Consider the following 18500-nt stretch of genomic DNA (forward strand, 5'->3'; position numbering starts at 1 on the left):
GCGCCCCTGCGAAGAATGGCGCAAGATTGCCAGGCCATGACTGCACGCTTCGCCGTCCTTCTGCTCGCCGCCACCTTTTGCGGGATGGTCGGCGCTGCTCAGGCCGAGGAGCTGCCCAGATCAGCGGCCTGCCGCATCGCGCTGAATGCGCTGGACGAAGCGGAGGAGGCCATCGCGGCGGCCGCTGCCGCTTCATCGACCAGCTTGTCCGATCAGCAGCGCCAGCACTCGGTGGCCGTGCGTCTGCAGCCGCTGCGCAAGCGCGTGGCGGATGCCTGCCTTGGCGGGCTCACCACCTCGCCGCCGCCCTCGCAGCACAGCTGGGTGGTGCCGACCGCGCCCGCACGGCCTGGCGTGGTGGCGCCCCGGGTGCCCATGCCAACCGTGCCGCCCGTGGCCTTGCCGCGTCCGCAAGCGCCGGTCACCGTGACCCAGTGCAATGCCGCCACCTGCCTGGCCAGCGATGGCTCGACGCTGACGCGGGTCGGCCCCACCCTTGTCGGACCGCGCGGTTCATGCACCGTGCAGGGCGTCTTCCTGCGCTGCCCGTGATCAGCGCCGCGACTTGCTGGCCAGCACCAGCGCAATGCCGCCGAGGATGGCCGCCGAGGCCAGCAGCAGGCGCGGGGTGACGGCCTCCGACAGCAGCGCCACGCCGCCGAATGCGGCAATCAGCGGCACCGACAGCTGCACGGTCGCGGCCCGCAGCGCGGACAGCCCGCGCAGCGCGGCGTACCAGATGACATAGCCGATGCCGGACGTGACGGCGCCCGAGGCGACGGCCAGGGCGATACCGGTGGTGCTGGCGCGCGCCTGGGCTGCGAACAGCAGGCTCACCAGCAGAGCGAGTGGCGTGGCGCGCAGGAAGTTGCCCGCTGTTGCCGCCAACGGGTCGCTCACGCCGCGGCCGCGCAGCGAGTACAGGCCCCAGGCCAGGCCCGCTGCCGCCATCATGGCCGCGCCGAGGACCGGTGGCGCCGCCACGCCGGGTGACACCAGATAGACCAGCCCCGCCACGGCCAGAGCGAGGCCGAACCAGGCCAGGGGCCGGAACCTCTCGCCCGAGCGCAGCCCGGCGCTGAACATCGTCACCTGGACCGCGCCGAACAGGATCAGGGCGCCCGTGCCCGCTGACAGGCTGAGGTAGGCGAAGGAGAAGAAGGCGACGTAGGCGAACAGCATGGCCGCGGCGAGCCAGTCGGAATGCGTGGCGGCGGCCTGGCCGGGCCTGAGCCGCACGATGGCCGCGAGCGTGACCGCCCCGGCGGCCAGCCTGATGCTGCCGAAGCTGGCCGCATCGATGAGATCCTGCCGCAGGGCGAGCCGGCAAAGCAGCGAATTCGCCGCGAAGGCCAGCATCGCCGTCGTGGTCAGGGCCAAGGTCTTCAGCAGGGGCAGGCCGGCGCGCGACTCAGACATGGACCCCCACCAGGACCGCGGCCCAGCCCAGCAGCGCGACGCCCAGCGGCGTGCTCAGCCGGTGGCCCCAACGGACATTCTTCTCAACCGCCATGACCGCGGCCAGCAACAGCATCCAGCCGAGGCTGCCGGTGCCGAGCGCAAACATCAGCAGCATCAATGCCCAGCAGCAGCCGACACAGAACAGGCCGTGGTGGGCGCCCAGCATGAACGCGTGCCGCGCCTCGGCGTGGCCGCGCCAATGCTGCATGACGAAGCTCAAGGGGGTGCGGCACTTCTCCAGGCAGCGGTGCTTGAGGCTGCTGAACTGGAAGACCCCGGCCAAGGCGATGATGGCCGTGCCGATCAGCCAGCCATGCCAGGCCAGCAGGGGCACGCCGTTGACGAGCGCCAGCAGCCCCGCGTGCAGCACATGGGCCACGAGCCCGAAGCCGCCCCACACCGCCATATAGCCCAGGCCCAGCAGCAGGAGCAGCCGGCGGTGGTCCGCCCGCCGCGCCGTCAACCGGTCGAAGGCATTGAACAGGGGCAGGGTGGTCGGCAGCATCATGGCCGTGGTCATCAGGATCCACGCGGCGCTGTAGAGCAGCGCGGGCACGATGACGTCGCCGCCGGGGATCGCCCGGCAGACGAAGGCGGCCGGGCCGGAGGCCGTCCAGTCGCCGTGTTCGAGGTAGCGCCCATAAGGGCTGCCCGCCCAGGCCCACAGCGCCAGCCAGGCGAGGCCGGCCAGCGCACTCAGCACGACGAGGAACACGCGGCGATGACGGGAATCGCCGGCTGGCGGATCCGCCGCTACGGCGCCGCCAGCGGCGCTCAATGGTGCACCCTTCGGCCTGCGGCCTTGCCTGGCCGACAGCGCGGCCAGGCGTTCGCCAGGCATGGGATGCCCACAGGGCATCCCATGTCCGGGCTCACGAGCTTGCTTGGGACGGCCCGGCGCGGCGCTCATGCGTCGAAGACGAAGGTGCTCTGCAGCGCGTTGTGGTTCTTGAGATCGAGATCGATGCCCAGCGCCGGGTTCTTGGAGCGATAGGTAGGCGCCTTGCCGACGAACACCGGCGCACCCGGCACCGTCGAGAACACGGTGTCTGACAAGGTCGTCAGCCCACCCATCGCACCGCGATAGGGCTCGAGTTCGGCGTAGTAATTCGTGCCGATCTCGAGGATGCCCTTACCGTCTTCCACGGTGAACTTGATGGGGGCCCGCTCGACCGACACCACCGTGCCAATGAGGGCAGCGAGATCGGCGACCGGCCCGCCGGCCTGGCCCGTGTAGACCTTGAGCAGGGCCGCCTCCTGCGCCGCCGAGGCCTTGTCGTCGACAAAGATTGCGGCGGTCCAGTTGCCTTTGAGGATGTTGCCGGGGACATGGGCCACGGCCGCGATGGTGTTGCCGCCGACGTCCACGCCGTCGATCACGCCCTTGTCGATGCGCCAGGCGACGATGGTGTCGCAGGTGCCGTTGTCTGGATCCTCGCCGATCCAGCAGGGACACAGCACGTTGCAGTTGCAAACCTCCAGCAGACGACCTTCCAAGTGATAGCCCATATGACTCTCCGTCAAAGCCAAACACAATGAACTTGTCGCCGTGGCTCGGCCGGCAAGGCAAAAATCATCCTACGCCGCGGTGCCGGGTCGAGTCCAGGTTCGTTGAAGACGGCATCCTCAATCGATCACCCCTACTTCGTCGCATCTACTCCGTCGCATCGGCATTCGCCGCCCGCAGCGGGTCCGACACCTCCAGCCAGTCGAGATCGTTCTCCAGCGTGTGGAAGGCGTCGTCGCCGATGTCGCCGGCGTCGCGCATGGCCAGCAGCACCTGCCGGGCCGCCTGCAGCGCGGCGCGGTAGCTGTTGTCGTACTCGGCACCGAATGAAGCGAATGGGCTGCCGCTTTCATGCAGCGGCCGGCCCAGGTGCATCTTCAGGTTCTTGCGCACCAGGCTCACGGCGGGGGAGCCGTCTGCGGGAAGTTGCTCAAAGGCGGCCTCCAGCATGCGCTGGCGCGCGGCATGCTCTTCGTGCGCCACCGGGTCGCCGTCCTTCAGATTGAGCGCGCGCAGCAAAGGCTTCAGTGTCAGCCCCTGGATCAGCAGCGTGCCCAGCACCACGAGAAAGGCCGTCAGCACGATCAGGTTGCGGGCCGGAAAGCCTTCGGGCAGCGCCAGCGCCGCTGCCAGCGTGACGATGCCGCGCATGCCCGCCCAGGAGATCACCAGCCCGCTGCCCACGCTGGGCCTCAGCATGGGCCGCGGCGGATTGAAGCCGTGGCGGTGGTCACGCCAGCGGATCGCGGCGTTGAAGGACATGTGCCAGGCGACGCGCACGACGATGACGGTAACCAGCACGGCGGCGGCCACCAGCAGGTATTGCGTTCGCGCCGACGGCTCCAGCGCCATCAGGATGGGGCGGATCTGCAACCCGATGAAGATGAACGCAAAAATGTTCAGCGCGAACACCACCGTGGCCCAGACCGCGTTGGTGGGGATGCGAACACGGGCAGGGATGCGCGCCGGTGCCATGCGCGCCAGCGTCATGGCGAAGCAGACCGTGGTCAGCACGCCCGACAGCCCGACATGCTCCGCCAACTGCCACACGCTGATGGTGCCAATGAACTGCAGGATGATGGCCGTGGGAATGTGCTGCACATGCTCGAACATGCGCTGCACCAGCCAGCCCAGCGCAGGCCCCGCGATCAGGCTGCCCAGCACGGCCAGCAGGAAGGTCGGCGCCACCGCCTGCACCGAGAAGCCGCCGGCCGCCACTGCACCGACGGCCAGGCGGTAGATCAGCAGGGCGCTGGCGTCGTTGAGCAGGCTCTCGCCTTCGAGGATGCCCAGGATGCGCTGCGGCGGGCGCAGCGGCCGCAGCACCGCAGTGGCCGCCACCGCATCGGGCGGCGCGACGATGGCGCCCAGCGCCACGGCCGCGGCCCATGGCAGGCCCGGCACGAGGGCGTGAGCCACCATGGCCACTGCGGCCGTCGTCAGGCCCACCGCGAAGATCACGAGGCTGACCAGAGGCGCCCAGTTGTCTCTGAGGTCCCGCAATGACGCGTCGTAACCAGCGTCAACGAGAACCGGCGCGACGAACAGGGCCAGCACCAGTTCGGGCGGCAGGCTGGGGCTGGGTGCACCCGGCACCAGGGCCAGCAGCGCGCCGCCAATGGCCAGGAACACCGGGTAGGGCGCGCCCGCACGCCGCGCGGCGGCAGCCAGTGCCACGGCGGCGATGAAGATGATCAGGATTTGTTCAAGTTCCTGCACCGGCCGGAGTATGGCGACCTCGCCCTGGCAAAGGAAGGCGGGACCGGCAGGCCTACGGTCGTAGCATCGCTTCCCAACACCCAGTCCCCAGGCCGCGCCATGAAGGCGCGCCGGTTGCTTACCGAAAGCAAGTCATGACCGGCATCTCCGAGCGTCTGCTCACCGCCTTTGAAACGCACGACGTTGAAGACATCCGGGCCGTCCTCGATGCCGGCTTCGATGCGAGTTCAAGCATCGGCGGCAAGACGGTGGTCAACCATCTGATCGAGATGTACTTTCGTTCGGACCGGTTTGCCACCTGCCTTCGGTTGCTGCTGGAACGTGGCGCCGTGCTGGACGACCCGCACCTGACGCCCGTGCTGCTCAACGACGCCGACGCGCTGGCCACCGCCGCGGCGACCAATCCAGCGTTGCTGCGGCACCGCACGCAGATGCCCTGCACCTTCACGCCGCTTGACGGCGCCACGCTGCTGCACGTGGCGGCGGAGTACGGCCACGCGGCCGTCGCCGAGCGGCTGTTGGCACTGGGCGCAGACCCGAACGCCGCGGCCGATGTCGACGCCGACGGGCTGAACGGCCAGACGCCGCTCTTCCACGCCGTGAACTCGAATGCCAACCGTTCGGCGCCCGTCATGCGCCTGCTGCTGACGGCTGGCGCGCGGGCTGATGTGCGAGTGCGAGGCATCACCTGGGGCCGCGGCTTCGACTGGGAGACGGTCTGCTACGACGTGACGCCGCTGTCCTACGCCCAACTCGGCCTGCTGCCGCAGATGCAGCGCACCGAGGCCGATACCTACGCCAACATCGTCGAACTGCTCGCGGCCCTGGGGCGGCCCGCGCCGCGGCTGGGCAATCTGCCGAACCGGTATCTGCGCTAGCGCTCCCGCAGCCGATCCAGCACCGGCTTGACATCGATGATCGGCGTGCCGTCGAACGCTTCGAGATGGAGTGCCTGGTAGCGAAGCGGGCCGTCTTTCTCGACCAGCGTGACGCGGTGCAGCCCCACCGGGTTGGGCCGGTCCTGCGAGCGGGTGCTGAACACGCCGCGCAGCGGGGCGTTCAGGTCGTCGCGTGGATGCACGCTCAAGGTCTCGCGCTGGCCGCGGTCCAGCCAGGTCAGCAGCAGGATGTCGTCACCGACCTGCAGGTCGCGCAGGCCCGCCTCGAAAGCGGGCAGGAACTCCAGCCACGCCGTGGGGGCGCCTTCATCGCCTTGCTTGGGCGCCTGCTCCCGGCTCGTCAGCGGTGAGCGCACATGGCCGATGGGTTGGAGGACGAACATCTGTTCTGCGCGACGGCGCGGCGCCAAGCCTCAACGCTGACGCCACGGCGGCGGCGTTTCGTTGGTGATGTCCGTCGCCCGCGCCCGCTCGGCGTCGAGGGGGCGGATCTCCAGCGTCAGACCGAAGGCCAGGCAGGGGTTCTGCGCGGCGAGTTCGGCCGCTTCCTCCAGGCTCGTGGCGACGATGAACCAGTAGCCGCCGACGATCTCCTTGGTCTCCGCGAAGGGGCCGTCGGTGACCAGCCCATGGGCAACGAGCTTGCCTTCGGGCGCCAACCGGCTGCCGGGCATCATCCGCCCCGCCGCGAGATGGCCCTCGTACCAGGCGTAGAACTGATCGATGGCGCGCTGGACGTCCTCGCGAGACGCTTTTTCGTCCCACTGGCCGCGCGACACAACGAGGTATTCGTGCTGCGGTTGGTTCATGGGTGGATGGTAAATGCAGGTGGTCCGTGGAGCGTTCTGTGGAGGCCGAGTTGAGGAGCCAGACCTCCCGCGCCACGGCCTTTGCATCGACCGCTGAAGCCTCCGATAGGCAGCTTCAGGCTGGCTGCCGTCATTCAATTTTGGTGGCCCGATGGCCGTTGCCGTCGTGAGCGGTCGTCCCGGGACGGGTGTTGCACCGCAGGAAAACGGTAGCCAGGGAGTTTGAACGGATCGCAGGCTGATGGTCGTTGGCCGGTTGCCTCGGGTCTGAGAGCCATTCGAGGTGCATCTTGGTGCGACTCCGGCCCTCAAGCGTGCATGCGCGCCCCAACTCCGCGCCTTTGCACCTTCCGGAAGCAATGCTGCCTCGGCTTTCCTGGCATCGACCTTGCGGAAGCTGTGGAAGGAGCAACTGGAGTGTGCGGTGGTCGTCAGCGATATTGACGTTCGGCTTCTCAGAGTATTTCGCGCTGTGGTTGAGGCCGGCGGGTTTGCGAACGCCCAGGCCATTCTCAACGTGGGCGCCTCAACGATCAGCGCGCAGATGTCGCAATTGGAGACACGGCTGTGCTACGTCGTGTGTCATCGCGGCCGCGGGGGATTCAAACTCACGGAGAAAGGCGAAGCCCTTTACCGTCTAGTTATCGAACTCTTCCAGTCGGTTCAAAGCTTTGAGATGCAAGCTAGCGAGCTTCGCGGCGGCATGAACGGACAACTGCGGATCGGCTTTATAGACAACATCATCTCGGACCCCGGATCACCGTTTAGGCCGGCTGTCGATCACTTCCGTAGACAGCCACGCAACCATGCAAGGCTCCTGTTCGAGGTGCTTTCGCCGCAAGAGCTCGAGCGCGGCTTGCAGGACCACCGCATCGACGTCGCCGTCGGAGTGTTCTACAGCCGGCTGCCGGGCTTGGCGTACGAGCCGTTGTATCTGCAGCGCGACGTGCTGGTCTGCCACCGCGACCACCACCTGGCACGCATCGAAGATCAGGCGGAGCTCGCCAACGCGATACCGTCTTGCCACAAGGTGCTGCGCTCGTTCTTAGGCACGAACGAGTTCCCTTACGCGAGCCCTGGCGGAGAGACGATGGTGTCGAGCTTCAGCCACATCGAGGCTGCGGCTCTGATGATCCTCACCGGCGGGTGCATCGGTTTTCTGCCATTGCACTACGTGAAGCCATGGATAGATTCCGGCGAGCTGGTGGTGCTTCTGGCGAACGAGCTGTATCGCGATACGCATTTCTCAATAGCAACGCGCGCTGACCAAGTCCGGCCACCACCGGCACTGCACACTTTCTTGAGCTGCCTGCGCGCCGCGAAGGTGCAGGATGTGGGCACCGCTGAGGTGCATCAGCCGTTCACTTCGATCGCTGCGTAAGTTACTTCGATTCGCGACGATTTTCCCGAACCGAAGGCGTCCATAGAGTCCATTCCATGACGCGTCCCGAGCAATTCGCGAGGGGCGTCTGGCACAGAAGGACTCAAGATGAAGACGTACGTCGTCACGGTTTGCGCGGCTGCGCTTGCAATCTCAGGCGCCGCTATGGCGGCCGACAAGCCCCTGACCAAAGTCAAGGCCGGCCACCTCGTCGCCATCGACTTGGCGCCACTGTTTGTCGCCAAGGAAAGCGGGTGTTTCGCACAGCAGGGACTTGATGTCGAGACTGTGTTCTTCGCCAACCCGGGCGACAACAATGCTGCGCTCGCGGGTGGCGCCATCGACTTCAGCACGAACCCCTTCACGCTGCCATTCTTCGCGGCCAACAGCGGCGTGCCAATTCGCGTCATCTCCGCCGCCGGTGGCTGGGGTGCGGTCGAGGTAGTGGCTCAAGGCAAGCTCGGCTTCAAAACCATCGATGACATCAAGGCGTACACGAAGTCGGGCAAGCCGAAGCTCAAGATCGCAACGCTCCAAGGAGACACCCTCGAGTTGATCCTCAAGCGTGATTTCGCACGCCTGTCGATTTCTGAGAAGGACGTCGAGCTGGTGTACTTCAACGACCTGATGGCGATGGTCGAGACCTTCCGAAGCGGCCAAGTCGATCTCTTGAGTCACATCAAGCCCTACACAACCGACATGGTTGTGAGCAAGGGCGCGGTGGTGCTGACCTCGAACGCCAAGACGTACTCGACCACGACGCCGAACTCGGTGGTCAGCGTCCTCGAGAAGACGCTCAAGGACCGGCCGCAGGTGGTTCAGGCCTATCTACAGGGCTTGATCTGTGGCGCGGCGACTATCAACAAGCAGCCCGAAAAGGCAGCTGACTACCTCGCCAAGGGCAACTACTACCGCGTAGATCCCAAGGTCCTGCTGCAAGCGCTGAAGACCGCGCCAGCGCCTGTGTCCTTCACTCCCGATGTCGCCGTGATCCAGAGCGTCGTCGACGAACTGACCAAGCTGGGCTACGTCAAGGGGACAACCAAAGCCGCAGACATCTTCCGCCTCGACACGATCAAGGCGCTTGAGAAGCAATGAGCGACGCTGATATGCCTACCGACGAAATCACAACGTTCGAGAGCTTGCCGCCGCTGGCGCGTGCCGCCGTACCAACGTACTCAACGACTTTCAAACCCGACCTGACTCTGTGGCGTGAACGCATGCCCGGCGGCATGCACTGGTCTGGCCTGCTGCGACGCGGCAACAGCCTTCGAATCACGACGCTCGCAGCAGGCGCCAACGTGTCCGCGCTCTTCTACAACTATGAAGACCGTGGTGAACGCTACAACATGCCCGACACGCTGAAGGAACAGAGCACGGCTTTCCTTCGCCAAGGCCTTGTCTGCTATTCAGACATGGGACGCGTGTTGTGCTCGCTCACCGAGTCGAACTGCGACTGGCACGACACCATCGGCGGGATGTCGGACGCTGCAGTAGTTGAGCAGCGCTACGGGACCAAGCGCTATCAGGAGCACCGCAATGCCATGCATCGCAACGCACGGGATGGCGTCCTGACGCAACTCGGCAAGTGGGGCATGGGCAAACGCGACGTCGTGCCCAACGTCAACTTCTTCAGCCGGGTCGTCGTGAACGACAACGGCGACATGCGTTTTGTCGATGGGCATAGCGGCAAAGGCGACTTCGTCGACTTGCGCTTCGAGATGAACACCCTTGTCGTGCTGTCAACCTGCCAGCACCGCCTCGATCTGAACCCTCGCTATGAACCAGCAGCGGTTGAGATGGTGTGCTGGCGTTCAGGCACTGCTGGCAGGGACGACCCATGCCGACTGTCGATGCCCGAGAACGGGCGCGGGTTCATCAATACCGAACGCTATTACCTCTGAACGGGCCGACCATCATGAACGCACAGATCGTTACGAGCGACCTTGACCCGGCCGACGCCATCTTTGATTTTGAGCATCCTCCCGGCACGCCCTGGACTCACGAAATCAAGAGGGGCCAGTTCTTCCGCATCGTCGACCTTGAAGGCAATCAGGCCGTCGACACGCTCTTCTACAACGCCCGCGATATCCAGGAGCGCTACAGCTTGCTCCACACCATGCTGGCACAGGAGAACCTCTACCTGGGCGTGGGTACGAAGATCATGTCCAGCGAGGGTCGGCCCATGTTGACCATCGTGGCCGACACCTGCGGCCGCCATGACACCGTCGGCGGCGGGGCCTGCTCCTCCGAGAGCAACACGATCCGCTACTCGCTTGAGAAGCGCTTCATGCACAGCTGCCGCGACAACTTCATGCTCGCCATTGCCGACCACCCGTCCGGGCTGACGAAGCGCGACATCGTCTCCAACATCAACTTCTTCATGAACGTCCCGATGACCCCGGCGGGACGGCTTACCTATGAGGATGGAATATCCGGGCCGGGCAAGTACATCGAGCTTCGCGCGGAGATGGACATCCTGGTCCTGATCTCAAACTGCCCTCAGTTGAACAATCCGGCGAACGGCTACAACCCCACGCCCGTTCGCTACCTCGTTTGGGATGCCACCGCAAATACTGTGGGTGCCGCATGATGGCGAGCAAGTCGTTGCGGGCTGCCGCACCTGCCGTCGTCGGTCTCGCGTCAGTCGCTGCGGTGCTAGGCGCATGGGAAGCCGCTGGCGCAGGTGGCGGCGCACTGGCCAGCGTCTTGCCGCCGCCTTCCCAGTTCCTGCGCAGCATCGCCGAGAGCAACTTCCGCATCGGGCTGGGGTCGCAGGCGGCGACGGTCACGCAGTCGCTGATGGCGACGTTCTTGCGAGTCTTCGTCGGCATGGGGATCGCCTTTGCTGCCGCCATCCTGACCGGAGCCTTGTTGAGCCTGTCCCGAGTGGCAACTTGGAGCCTGTCCCCGATCTTGCAGTTGCTCGCACCTATCGCGCCCATCGCGTGGATTCCAACGGCCATCGTGGTCTTCGGCATCGGGGACATCACGGCCATCTTCATCGTCTTCATGGGCGTCTACTTCATCTTGACCCTGGCGACGCTGGCAGAGATTCGGCGCATACCTCCCGAGTTCCAGACGGTTGCAGGCAACCTCGGCGCGACGCCGCTTCAATGCTGGCTCTGGGTGACGCTCCCGGCCATCCTTCCCGGGGTCTTCATGCTGCTGCGTACCAACTTCATCGCCGCATGGATGGCGGTTCTGGTTGCGGAGATGGTCGGCCTTCGAGACGGCCTGGGCGCCATCATCATGATGGGACGCAACCTCTTCAACAACGAGCTGGTGATGTTCGGAATGGTCGTGATCGGCCTCACCGGCTTCATCGTCGACAGACTGCTGCAGTTCATCGGCCAGCGGGTGCTGTGGTGGAGGGTATGAGCGTGCTCAAGAGAACCGAACCTGCCGTCGCTTTCCAAGTCGAGCGATTGACAGTTGACTTTGGCACGGACAAGACCGGTCCCCTGCAAGACTTCTCACTGAACATCCGCCAGGGAGAGATTACGTGCCTGCTCGGTCCATCGGGCTGCGGCAAGACGACGCTGCTGAAGTCGTTGGGTGGCTTCGTCGTCGGGCGAGACAGCGGTGGCGTGCTGTTTGAGTCGAGGTATCTCAACGGCCCTACGCCCGAAATCGTGATGATCTTCCAGGAGAACAACCTGTTCCCATGGCTGTCCGCGCGCGGGAATGTTGAGTTCGGCCTGAAGTTCAAGGCAGCCAAACGTGACGGCAAGCAGGTGGTGGACGAGATGCTCCGCATCGTCGGTCTCACCGAGGCTGCCGACCGGTTTCCGAATCAGCTCTCAGGCGGTATGCGGCAGCGCACCGCCATCGCTCGGGCCCTCGTTTCAGATCCGCATGTGCTCCTGCTCGATGAGCCCTTCAGCGCACTGGACATCAGTCTTCGCCGACGGATGCACACCCTGATGCTCGATCTGTGGAGCAAGACGGGCAAGACGATGGTGATGGTCACCCACAGCATCGAAGAAGCGCTTCAAGTTGGCCACCGGGTCATCGTTCTTGGCGACCGCCCAGCACGAGTCTTGATCGACGCCGACACCAGTGCCGACGCAATGAAGGACCGCTACTCGCCGGAGTTCCTGGAAATGCAGCGGCGGATCGAGGCCGTCATCTACTGAGCCCGACGCCAACAAACAACTTCTGCAGCATCAAGCCAACCATGCACCAATCTCTTGAGCCAAGCATCCGTTCTCTCGTCCAGAAGGCCGTCACGGGGGATCTTCATCCGCTGACCATCGTCGACGAAGTCCTGCATCGCCTCAACATTCATCGGGACAACCCGATCTTCATCTCAACGACGCCAGCAGATGCGCTCCGTCAACGGGCGGCCGAACTGGCAGAGCTGCCCGCCGCGACCCGATCTGCACTGCCTTTGTACGGCGTACCTTTTGCCGTGAAGGACAACATCGACGTCGCCGGCACGCCGACGACGGCCGGCTGCCCCGAGTTCGCATACGTTCCTGCCAAGAACGCATTCCTCGTCGACCGGTTGCTTGCTGCAGGCGCCATGCTGATCGGCAAGTGCAATCTGGACCAGTTCGCGACCGGGTTGACTGGCATGCGCTCTGTCTACGGCAGTCCCATCAATCCGTACAGCCCGGACCACGTCACCGGTGGCTCCAGCTCTGGATCGGCAGTCGCCGTCTCCTCCGGGATCGTGCAGTTCTCCCTGGGAACGGACACGGCCGGCTCTGGGCGCATCCCTGCCGGCTTCAACAACATCGTGGGCTACCGCCCCTCTAGCGGCCTGCTCAGCGCCTCCGGTGTCGTGCCGTGCGCGCGCTCACTCGACACGGTGTCCGTGTTCGGCAACTGTGCAGATGACGTTCGGCGCGTCTTGACTGTCGCCGCGGCGTTCGATCCAGCCGACCCCTACTCGGTCGACCTCGCACCGCGAGCTCTCCCCCTCGCGGCGCCGGTCTTCGGAATTCTGGACTCGCAAGACGACTTTTTCCTCGGTGACCAACAGGCCCGGGCGGCATACGAGCAAGGCATTGCAAAGCTCCAATCTCTCGGTTCCGCCACAGTCGTCATCGACTACGCGCCGTTCAAGGAAATTTCAGACATGACCTACTTCGGTCCATCAATGGCGGAACGCACTGCGGTCCTTGGCGACTTCATCTCGAGCCATCCGGACGCGTCTTACACGCCGGTCGTTCGCGACGCTCTGGTCAAAGCAGCCTCGTTTACCGCCGTGGATGCCTTCAAGATGCTTCATCGACTCAAAGCGCTAGAGCGCCAGATCGAGCTCCAGACTTGGTCCCAGGTAGACATGCTCTGCATCCCAACAGCACCGACCATTCACACTCGCGCCGACGTTGAACGCGACCCGGCCTACGGGTCAACAAGCCTTGGTGCGTATACCAACTTCGCGCCTTTCTTGGGTTTGCCTGCAGTGTCCGTGCAAAACGGCTTCCGACCAGACGGGTTGCCTAGCGGGATCATGTTCGTCGGCCAGCGGGCTGATGACATGAGACTGCTTCAGGTTGCAGAGGTGTTTGCAACCTGAGCGCAGCAGAACGCGCATCGCCGCGAGTCGTGAGCTCGTCCGTCCCCGTCGGGAGGGCAGGTTAGGCTCTATCGGACAGCAGATGAGCGCCGCCCGCTGCCTTCACCGCTAATGTCTGCATGACGGCATGTACCAGTCCTAGGCGCATGGTTGTTGAACGACGGCAACCGCTGCAAAACGGAATTTCCGCGCTCTCCGTTCGACAAATCGCCTAGCGCCGACAGCCACCTGAATGCCGAACCCGCGCCGGCAAGCATGAGTGACCCTCAGTAGTCGATCCCCACCCGAATCCCGTAGGTCCGCGGGTCGTTCCAGTAGGCGCGCACGAAGCCGCCGCCGTCCTGCACCGCGTTCTTCGTCATCTTGTTGGTCGCGTTCAGCACATAGAGCTCGGCGCGCCAGTACTTGGGCGCCTGCAGCTTGAGGCTGGCGTCGATCTTGGTGAAGGCCTTCTGGCCGTCGGAGATGTGCGGGTTGTCCAGGTTGAGCAGGGTGAAGTACATCTTGTCCTGCCACTTCAGGTTGACCCAGGGCGTCAGCTCCCAGCCCTTGCCGAACATGAAGCTCTGTGAGAAGTTGATGCCGAAGCTGTACTTGGGCGACAGGGGCAGGTGGTTGCCGGTGATGTCCAGGATCTGGCGGCCGGCGAACTCGCGGACGGGGCCGCTGTAGGGCTCGGGGCAGTGCGGTGCGCCCATCTCCTCGCGCACACCGCAGTTCCAGGTGTCGCTGTAGGACGGGTAGTCCTTCATCTTGCTGTTGATGTAGCTGAAGAAGGCCCCCAGGCGGGCGCCGGGCCAGGGCTTGTAGTCGACCTCCAGCTCGATGCCCGGGATGCTGACGACGCCGACGTTGACGGTTTGCCACTTGGTGACGATGTCGCAGGTCGGGTTGTCTTCGGGGCAGGGCTCGGTGCGCTTGATGCGCGAGGCGAAGTTGTCGCCCGTGACCTGCATGTCCTTGTAGCGGCTGAAGAAGAGGGTGGCCGACAGGCTCAGGCGCTTGTTCAGCAGCAGGCCCTTGTAGCCGATCTCGAAGTTGGTGACGGTCTCGGGCTTGTAGGGGAAGAAGGTGTATTGCGGGCCGGCGGGGCCGTCCACGCAGTCGTGGCCGCCGCAGCGGTCGTCCTTGTCGCCGAAGCCGCCGGCCTTGTAGCCGGTGGACAGCGACGTGTAGACCATGTCCAGCGGCGTGAGCTGCTTCTGCAGGCCCAGGCGGTAGGTGACCTTCTTCCAGCTCTGGGCGTTGTCGTTGCCGGCCGGTGGGCCCCATTCGGCATAGGCGCCGGTGCCGGCGAAGGGCCCCATCTTCTCGGTCAGGTCACGGCCGTTGTGGGCGCGAAAGCCCGGCTCGCCGGGCGTGCCGGGATGGAACAAGCCGTTGTAGTAGGCCGGCGTGGAGCCGTCCCAGCCACCGAAGACCTGGCCGTTCTTGTCGGTCTTCTTGTCATGGCTGTAGCGGGCGCCGAGGGTGGCGGTCCAGGTCGGCGTGAACTTCCAGTCGGCCTGGGCGAAGACGGCCTTGGCGTCGATCTGGCGGTCGGGCTGGTGATAGAACTGACTGGTCGGAAAGCCATAGGGGGCTGTGACGAGCTGCTCCTGCGCATAGTCGATGGCGTTCTTCTCGTGCATCCAGAACAGGCCGGTGACGAGCTGCAGCGTGTCGGTGTGGTGCTTGAACTGCAGTTCGTGCACGCTGGACTTGTAGGTCGAGCCGAGCGTGAACGAGGTCATGTCGCTGACGGGCCAGGTGCCCCAGTCGCCGTCGGGGCCGACGGGCAGGCTGGCCGTCACCTGGCTGGCGATGGGGTGGTAGCCGCCGTCATCGTCGGACTGCTGCGTGCGCTTCTGGTTGGCGAAGGCAAAGCCGTATTCGATGCTGCTGCTGGGGCTGAGGTTCCACACCAGGTTGGAGCGCAGCGTGTCGATGGACATGTCGGTCTTGCCCGGCACGTTGATCTTGACGTCCCATTTGCCGCCGGTGCAGGCGAAGGCGGTGCTGGCTGCCATGTCGCAGTCCTTCATCGCGACGTCGCCGGCGCCATTGTTCTGGAACTTCTCGTAGGCCACCAACCACTCGATGTTGTCGGTCAGCTTGAGCCGGCCGGCGATGCGGGCCGCCCATTCGTCGCGGTTGTAGTAGTACTTGCTTTTGGAGACCAGGGTGTTGCGGCGCTGGTCCACGTCAGGGATGCCATCGGCGACGAAGCCATGCGCCGGCAGGTTGACGTCGTAGAAGTCCTGCTGCTGGTTGATCCAGCCGTCGCGCGTGACCTTGCTGACGGTGGCGCGCAGCGCGAACTTGTCGTTGACGGCGATGTTCTGGATCAGGTTGACCTGGCGCTTGCGGTAGTTGCCGAAGTCCGCTTCGACATTGCCGTAGGTGGAGCCGAACTCGGGCTTGGCCGGGATGATGTTGACGCTGCCGCCGGTGGAGTTGCGGCCGAACAGCGTGCCCTGCGGGCCGCGCAGCACTTCCACCTGCTCCAGGTCGAACATCAGCGCGAGCGCCCCTTGCGGCCGCGGCGAGTACAGGCCGCCGACATGCAGGCCGACCGCGGGGTCACCGATCTCGGTGAAGTTGGTGGAGCCCACGCCGCGGATGTTGATCTGGATGCCGGAGTCGGCGCCCGAGGAGATCTGCAGATTGGGCACGGTGCCGGACAGTCCGCGCACGTCGTGGATGCCTTCGCGGCTCAGCGCCTCCTGGGTGATGGCGGTGACGGCGACCGGCGTCTTCAGCAGGTTGGAGTTGACGCGCGTCGCGCTGACGGTGACGGTGGGCAGCTCGTTCCTGGCGTTGCCCTTGTCCGTCGTGGCGGTCGTCGTCTCTTGGGCAAAGGCCGCGCCGGCCAGCAGGCTCACGGCGGCTGCGGTGACGGTCTTGGCGTATCCAGCTCGGTTCGTTCTCATCGCTCTCGGCTCCTTGTGTCTGTGTATGGGCGGCCGCCGTCCTGGCCCGAAAGCCACGGCGTGTTTGAGTCGGGAAGTCAGGCCCCGGGTCTGGGCTTTGGTTTAGTGCCGGACAACAACTGCGCCAGCGAGATGGTCTCGTTGCGCACGAGTGGCCTCGCCCAGGCGCTGACGCTCAGGATGTAGGCCAGGGTCAGGAAGACGGTGGTCATGGCGGCGCGCAGGCCGATGGCGTCGCCGAGCACGCCCACCAGCAGCGGCACGACGGCGCCGCCGAGGATGCCGGTGCACAGCACGCCCGAGAAGGCGCCGTGGTGGCGGGGTACGGAGTTCAGGCCCAGCGAGAAGACGATGGAGAACATCACCGACAGGCAAAAGCCCGAGGCCGGGAAGGCCCACAGCGAGGCGGCCGCCGGGCCGAACAGCGCGATGCCGACGCAGCCCATGGCCAGCACGGTGAAGCCGGCCAGCACGACGCGTGAGTCCAGCAGCTTGAGCAGCACCAGGCCGAGCAGGCAGCCGACGGACATCAGGCCCCAGAAGCGGGCGACGGCGTCCGCCCCCTCGGCCGCGGCCGAGAAGCCGTGATAGGTGGCCAGGAACTGCGACATCCAGTTGGCCAGCACCTGCTCGGTGCCGACATAGGCCAGGATGCCCAGGAAGAAGAGGCGCACATCACGCCGCGCCAGCAGCTCCTTGTAGGCCGCCCAGCCGCCGGCGCGCTCGTCGTCCTTGAGCTCGACCCGGGGCAGGGGCAGGGTCTGATTGGCGAGGATGAGGGCGACGAAGCCGGCCGTGAAGATCCAGTAGAAGGCGACCCACACCAGGGAACTGCCGGCCGCGCCGGGCCTCTCCATCAGCAGCTGGAAGGCCCAGGGGCTCAGGAAGGACGCCAGCCCGAAGACGAGTTGCCCCATCACCGAGAAGAAGGCGAAATGGGCCTCACCGCCGGCCGTGCGCAGCAGCGGATTGATGACGACCTGCAGCAGGGCCATGCCCAGGCCGATGACGAAGAGACCGGCGATGGCCGTGCCGTAGCTGGGCCACATCGCGATGGCCAGCGACCCGGCGAGGTTGAGCAGGAAGGCGATCAGGATGGTGAAGCGCGGTCCGCGCGCCTCGACCAGCATGCCGCCGGGCACCGAGACCAGGCCGTAGGCGAGGAAGAAGGAGAAGGGCAGGAAACCCGCGAGCGCCAGGCTGAGCTTGAAGTCCTGGATGATGATCGGCATCAGTGGGCCGATCAGGTTGGTGACGAAGGAGATCACGAACCAGATCAGCAGGATGTAGCCGACGATCAGCGCGCGGTGCTTCATGGTGTTCAGGCGGCGACGCAGTCGGCGAATTCGCCGGCGCGGATGGTCTTGCGGGGGAAGCGCGCGAGGATGGCGCGGGCGGTGCGGCATCCGGCGGCGAGGGCTTCGGCGAGGTCGCCACCGCGCAACCGCGCAGAGAGGTAGCCGGCGTTGAAGGCGTCACCCGCGCCGATGGTGTCGAAGATGTCGGCCGGCTCGGTGTCATGGGCGACACGCCGTCCTGCTTCGAGCCCCAAGGCCCCGCGGGCGCCGACCTTGACGACGAGGCTGGCCCCTGGCTTCAGCGCCTTGGCGATCAACGTCAGCGCATCGTCCAGATCCTTGGTGCCGGCGATGCTGCGCGCCTCGAGCTCGTTGATGAGCAGGTGGTCGCAGTGCGGCAGCCAGCCCAGCACCTCGTCGCGGTCCCAGCCCTCGGGTGGCCAGCCGGTGTCCAGGGCGATGCGGTAGCCGCGCGAGGCCGCTTCGGCCAGCAGGTCGGCATAGCGGATGCGCAGATGGGGCAGCAGGAAGGGCGCCGTAAAGAGGGCGATGGACGGCACCGGCGTGGCGTGCAGGTGCTTGAGCACATGCTGTACCGACAGCTGCTGCAGATGGCCGTGGGTGGTGAAGAAGTTGCGCTCGCCGCAGCTGTGCATCAGGCCGACCGAGATGGTGGTCTCGCGGTCGCAGACTTCCAGGTGGGTGCGAATGCCGGTGAACTGCTCGGCCAGCCAGTGGCCGAAGTGGTCGTTGCCGACGGCCGAGATGAGGTGGGTGGCCTGGCCGATGTGGCGGGCGGCCAGCGCCGCGTTGGCGCCCGAGCCGCCGGCACGCAGCTCGCTGCGCGGCATCAGCAGCTCGGTGCCGATGCTGGGCCAGCCCTCGAGCGAGCCGAGAACCAGGTCGACGCCAACGTCGCCGACGACGCTGAGCTGAGGGGTGAAAAGGGCGCGATCCGTGTCCATGGGCGCCGACTATAGGAGC

At 65.5% G+C, this 18500-nt stretch carries 18 protein-coding genes; 9 read left to right on the plus strand and 9 right to left on the minus strand.

The features are described 5' to 3' along the window. Positions 1-36 precede the first annotated feature (36 nt). Entirely contained in the window at positions 37-552 is a 516-nt protein-coding gene (locus tag ASC91_RS10170) for a hypothetical protein (RefSeq protein WP_056195968.1), read from the plus strand. Here the strand turns inward: ASC91_RS10170 and ASC91_RS10175 are convergent, their stop codons facing one another. From ASC91_RS10175 to ASC91_RS10190, 4 genes are all read right to left on the minus strand, one after another. Next, the gene (locus tag ASC91_RS10175) at positions 553-1419 is read right to left on the minus strand and encodes a DMT family transporter (protein WP_056195971.1); all 867 of its coding nucleotides are present in this window, start codon (positions 1417-1419) and stop codon (positions 553-555) included. Then, entirely contained in the window at positions 1412-2239 is an 828-nt protein-coding gene (locus tag ASC91_RS10180) for a DUF2182 domain-containing protein (RefSeq protein WP_056197200.1), read from the minus strand. Before ASC91_RS10180 ends, ASC91_RS10175 begins: the two co-directional genes overlap by 8 nt. Positions 2240-2367: 128 nt before the next feature. After that, on the minus strand, positions 2368-2970 hold the full coding sequence (locus ASC91_RS10185) for a DUF1326 domain-containing protein (RefSeq protein ID WP_056195975.1): 603 nt from the start codon (positions 2968-2970) through the stop codon (positions 2368-2370). Between the two features lie 145 nt (positions 2971-3115). Further along, complete coding sequence (locus ASC91_RS10190; protein WP_056195978.1) at positions 3116-4687, minus strand: sodium:proton antiporter; 1572 nt, start codon at positions 4685-4687, stop codon at positions 3116-3118. Positions 4688-4821: 134 nt separating this feature from the next. Here ASC91_RS10190 and ASC91_RS10195 point away from each other — a divergent pair, with 134 nt between their 5' ends. Next, positions 4822-5565 (plus strand): ankyrin repeat domain-containing protein, encoded by a 744-nt coding sequence (locus ASC91_RS10195; RefSeq protein WP_056195982.1) that lies wholly within the window; start codon positions 4822-4824, stop codon positions 5563-5565. Here ASC91_RS10195 and tsaA read toward each other — a convergent pair. Continuing rightward, positions 5562-5969, minus strand: a complete 408-nt coding sequence (gene tsaA, locus ASC91_RS10200) for a tRNA (N6-threonylcarbamoyladenosine(37)-N6)-methyltransferase TrmO (protein WP_056195984.1) — start codon at positions 5967-5969, stop codon at positions 5562-5564. The two genes, ASC91_RS10195 and tsaA, sit on opposite strands and share 4 nt — an antisense overlap. Positions 5970-5999: 30 nt before the next feature. After that, positions 6000-6395: a YciI family protein gene (locus ASC91_RS10205; protein ID WP_056195986.1), complete on the minus strand. Its 396-nt coding sequence runs from the start codon at positions 6393-6395 to the stop codon at positions 6000-6002. A 388-nt stretch (positions 6396-6783) separates the two neighbouring features. Here ASC91_RS10205 and ASC91_RS10210 point away from each other — a divergent pair, with 388 nt between their 5' ends. The 7 genes from ASC91_RS10210 to ASC91_RS10240 all read left to right on the plus strand — a co-directional run bounded on the left by ASC91_RS10210 (position 6784) and on the right by ASC91_RS10240 (position 13306). Beyond that, on the plus strand, positions 6784-7776 hold the full coding sequence (locus tag ASC91_RS10210) for a LysR family transcriptional regulator (protein WP_056195989.1): 993 nt from the start codon (positions 6784-6786) through the stop codon (positions 7774-7776). A 108-nt stretch (positions 7777-7884) separates the two neighbouring features. Next, positions 7885-8874 carry an ABC transporter substrate-binding protein gene (locus ASC91_RS10215; protein WP_056195992.1) on the plus strand — a complete coding sequence of 330 codons (990 nt, stop codon included), beginning with the start codon at positions 7885-7887 and terminating at the stop codon, positions 8872-8874. After that, the gene (locus ASC91_RS10220; RefSeq protein ID WP_268795248.1) at positions 8871-9680 is read left to right on the plus strand and encodes an urea amidolyase associated protein UAAP1; all 810 of its coding nucleotides are present in this window, start codon (positions 8871-8873) and stop codon (positions 9678-9680) included. The genes ASC91_RS10215 and ASC91_RS10220 overlap by 4 nt, the downstream gene beginning before the upstream one ends. A 14-nt stretch (positions 9681-9694) precedes the next feature. Further along, positions 9695-10369, plus strand: coding sequence for an urea amidolyase associated protein UAAP2 (locus ASC91_RS10225; RefSeq protein WP_056195998.1), 675 nt, complete (start codon positions 9695-9697; stop codon positions 10367-10369). Further along, positions 10366-11157: an ABC transporter permease gene (locus tag ASC91_RS10230; RefSeq protein WP_056196001.1), complete on the plus strand. Its 792-nt coding sequence runs from the start codon at positions 10366-10368 to the stop codon at positions 11155-11157. The genes ASC91_RS10225 and ASC91_RS10230 overlap by 4 nt, the downstream gene beginning before the upstream one ends. Next, complete coding sequence (locus ASC91_RS10235; RefSeq protein ID WP_056196003.1) at positions 11154-11915, plus strand: ABC transporter ATP-binding protein; 762 nt, start codon at positions 11154-11156, stop codon at positions 11913-11915. The genes ASC91_RS10230 and ASC91_RS10235 overlap by 4 nt, the downstream gene beginning before the upstream one ends. 41 nt (positions 11916-11956) lie before the next feature. Then, a complete protein-coding gene (locus ASC91_RS10240; RefSeq protein WP_056196006.1) occupies positions 11957-13306 on the plus strand; it encodes an allophanate hydrolase in 1350 nt (449 codons plus the stop codon). A gap of 266 nt (positions 13307-13572) precedes the next feature. On the opposite strand, the gene ASC91_RS10245 is transcribed toward ASC91_RS10240, so the two are convergent. From ASC91_RS10245 to ASC91_RS10255, 3 genes are all read right to left on the minus strand, one after another. Then, positions 13573-16218: a TonB-dependent receptor gene (locus tag ASC91_RS10245; protein ID WP_056196009.1), complete on the minus strand. Its 2646-nt coding sequence runs from the start codon at positions 16216-16218 to the stop codon at positions 13573-13575. 77 nt (positions 16219-16295) lie between these two features. Next, positions 16296-17534, minus strand: a complete 1239-nt coding sequence (locus tag ASC91_RS10250; RefSeq protein WP_056196012.1) for an MFS transporter — start codon at positions 17532-17534, stop codon at positions 16296-16298. Between the two features lie 5 nt (positions 17535-17539). After that, positions 17540-18481: a carbohydrate kinase family protein gene (locus ASC91_RS10255; protein ID WP_056196015.1), complete on the minus strand. Its 942-nt coding sequence runs from the start codon at positions 18479-18481 to the stop codon at positions 17540-17542. Positions 18482-18500: the final 19 nt, after the last annotated feature.

It is taken from the genome of Pelomonas sp. Root1237, assembly GCF_001425055.1.
Lineage (GTDB): Bacteria > Pseudomonadota > Gammaproteobacteria > Burkholderiales > Burkholderiaceae_C > Pelomonas.

Bases quoted from the DNA above. Each gene is read 5' to 3' on its own strand.
- ASC91_RS10170 (WP_056195968.1), top strand. From the start codon at position 37: ATGACTGCACGCTTCGCCGTCCTTCTGCTCGCCGCCACCTTTTGCGGG.
- ASC91_RS10255 (WP_056196015.1), bottom strand. From the start codon at position 18,481: ATGGACACGGATCGCGCCCTTTTCACCCCTCAGCTCAGCGTCGTCGGC.
- ASC91_RS10205 (WP_056195986.1), bottom strand. From the start codon at position 6,395: ATGAACCAACCGCAGCACGAATACCTCGTTGTGTCGCGCGGCCAGTGG.
- ASC91_RS10185 (WP_056195975.1), bottom strand. From the start codon at position 2,970: ATGGGCTATCACTTGGAAGGTCGTCTGCTGGAGGTTTGCAACTGCAAC.
- tsaA (WP_056195984.1), bottom strand. From the start codon at position 5,969: ATGTTCGTCCTCCAACCCATCGGCCATGTGCGCTCACCGCTGACGAGC.
- ASC91_RS10230 (WP_056196001.1), top strand. From the start codon at position 10,366: ATGATGGCGAGCAAGTCGTTGCGGGCTGCCGCACCTGCCGTCGTCGGT.
- ASC91_RS10220 (WP_268795248.1), top strand. From the start codon at position 8,871: ATGAGCGACGCTGATATGCCTACCGACGAAATCACAACGTTCGAGAGC.
- ASC91_RS10195 (WP_056195982.1), top strand. From the start codon at position 4,822: ATGACCGGCATCTCCGAGCGTCTGCTCACCGCCTTTGAAACGCACGAC.
- ASC91_RS10225 (WP_056195998.1), top strand. From the start codon at position 9,695: ATGAACGCACAGATCGTTACGAGCGACCTTGACCCGGCCGACGCCATC.
- ASC91_RS10240 (WP_056196006.1), top strand. From the start codon at position 11,957: ATGCACCAATCTCTTGAGCCAAGCATCCGTTCTCTCGTCCAGAAGGCC.
- ASC91_RS10215 (WP_056195992.1), top strand. From the start codon at position 7,885: ATGAAGACGTACGTCGTCACGGTTTGCGCGGCTGCGCTTGCAATCTCA.
- ASC91_RS10175 (WP_056195971.1), bottom strand. From the start codon at position 1,419: ATGTCTGAGTCGCGCGCCGGCCTGCCCCTGCTGAAGACCTTGGCCCTG.
- ASC91_RS10250 (WP_056196012.1), bottom strand. From the start codon at position 17,534: ATGAAGCACCGCGCGCTGATCGTCGGCTACATCCTGCTGATCTGGTTC.
- ASC91_RS10235 (WP_056196003.1), top strand. From the start codon at position 11,154: ATGAGCGTGCTCAAGAGAACCGAACCTGCCGTCGCTTTCCAAGTCGAG.
- ASC91_RS10245 (WP_056196009.1), bottom strand. From the start codon at position 16,218: ATGAGAACGAACCGAGCTGGATACGCCAAGACCGTCACCGCAGCCGCC.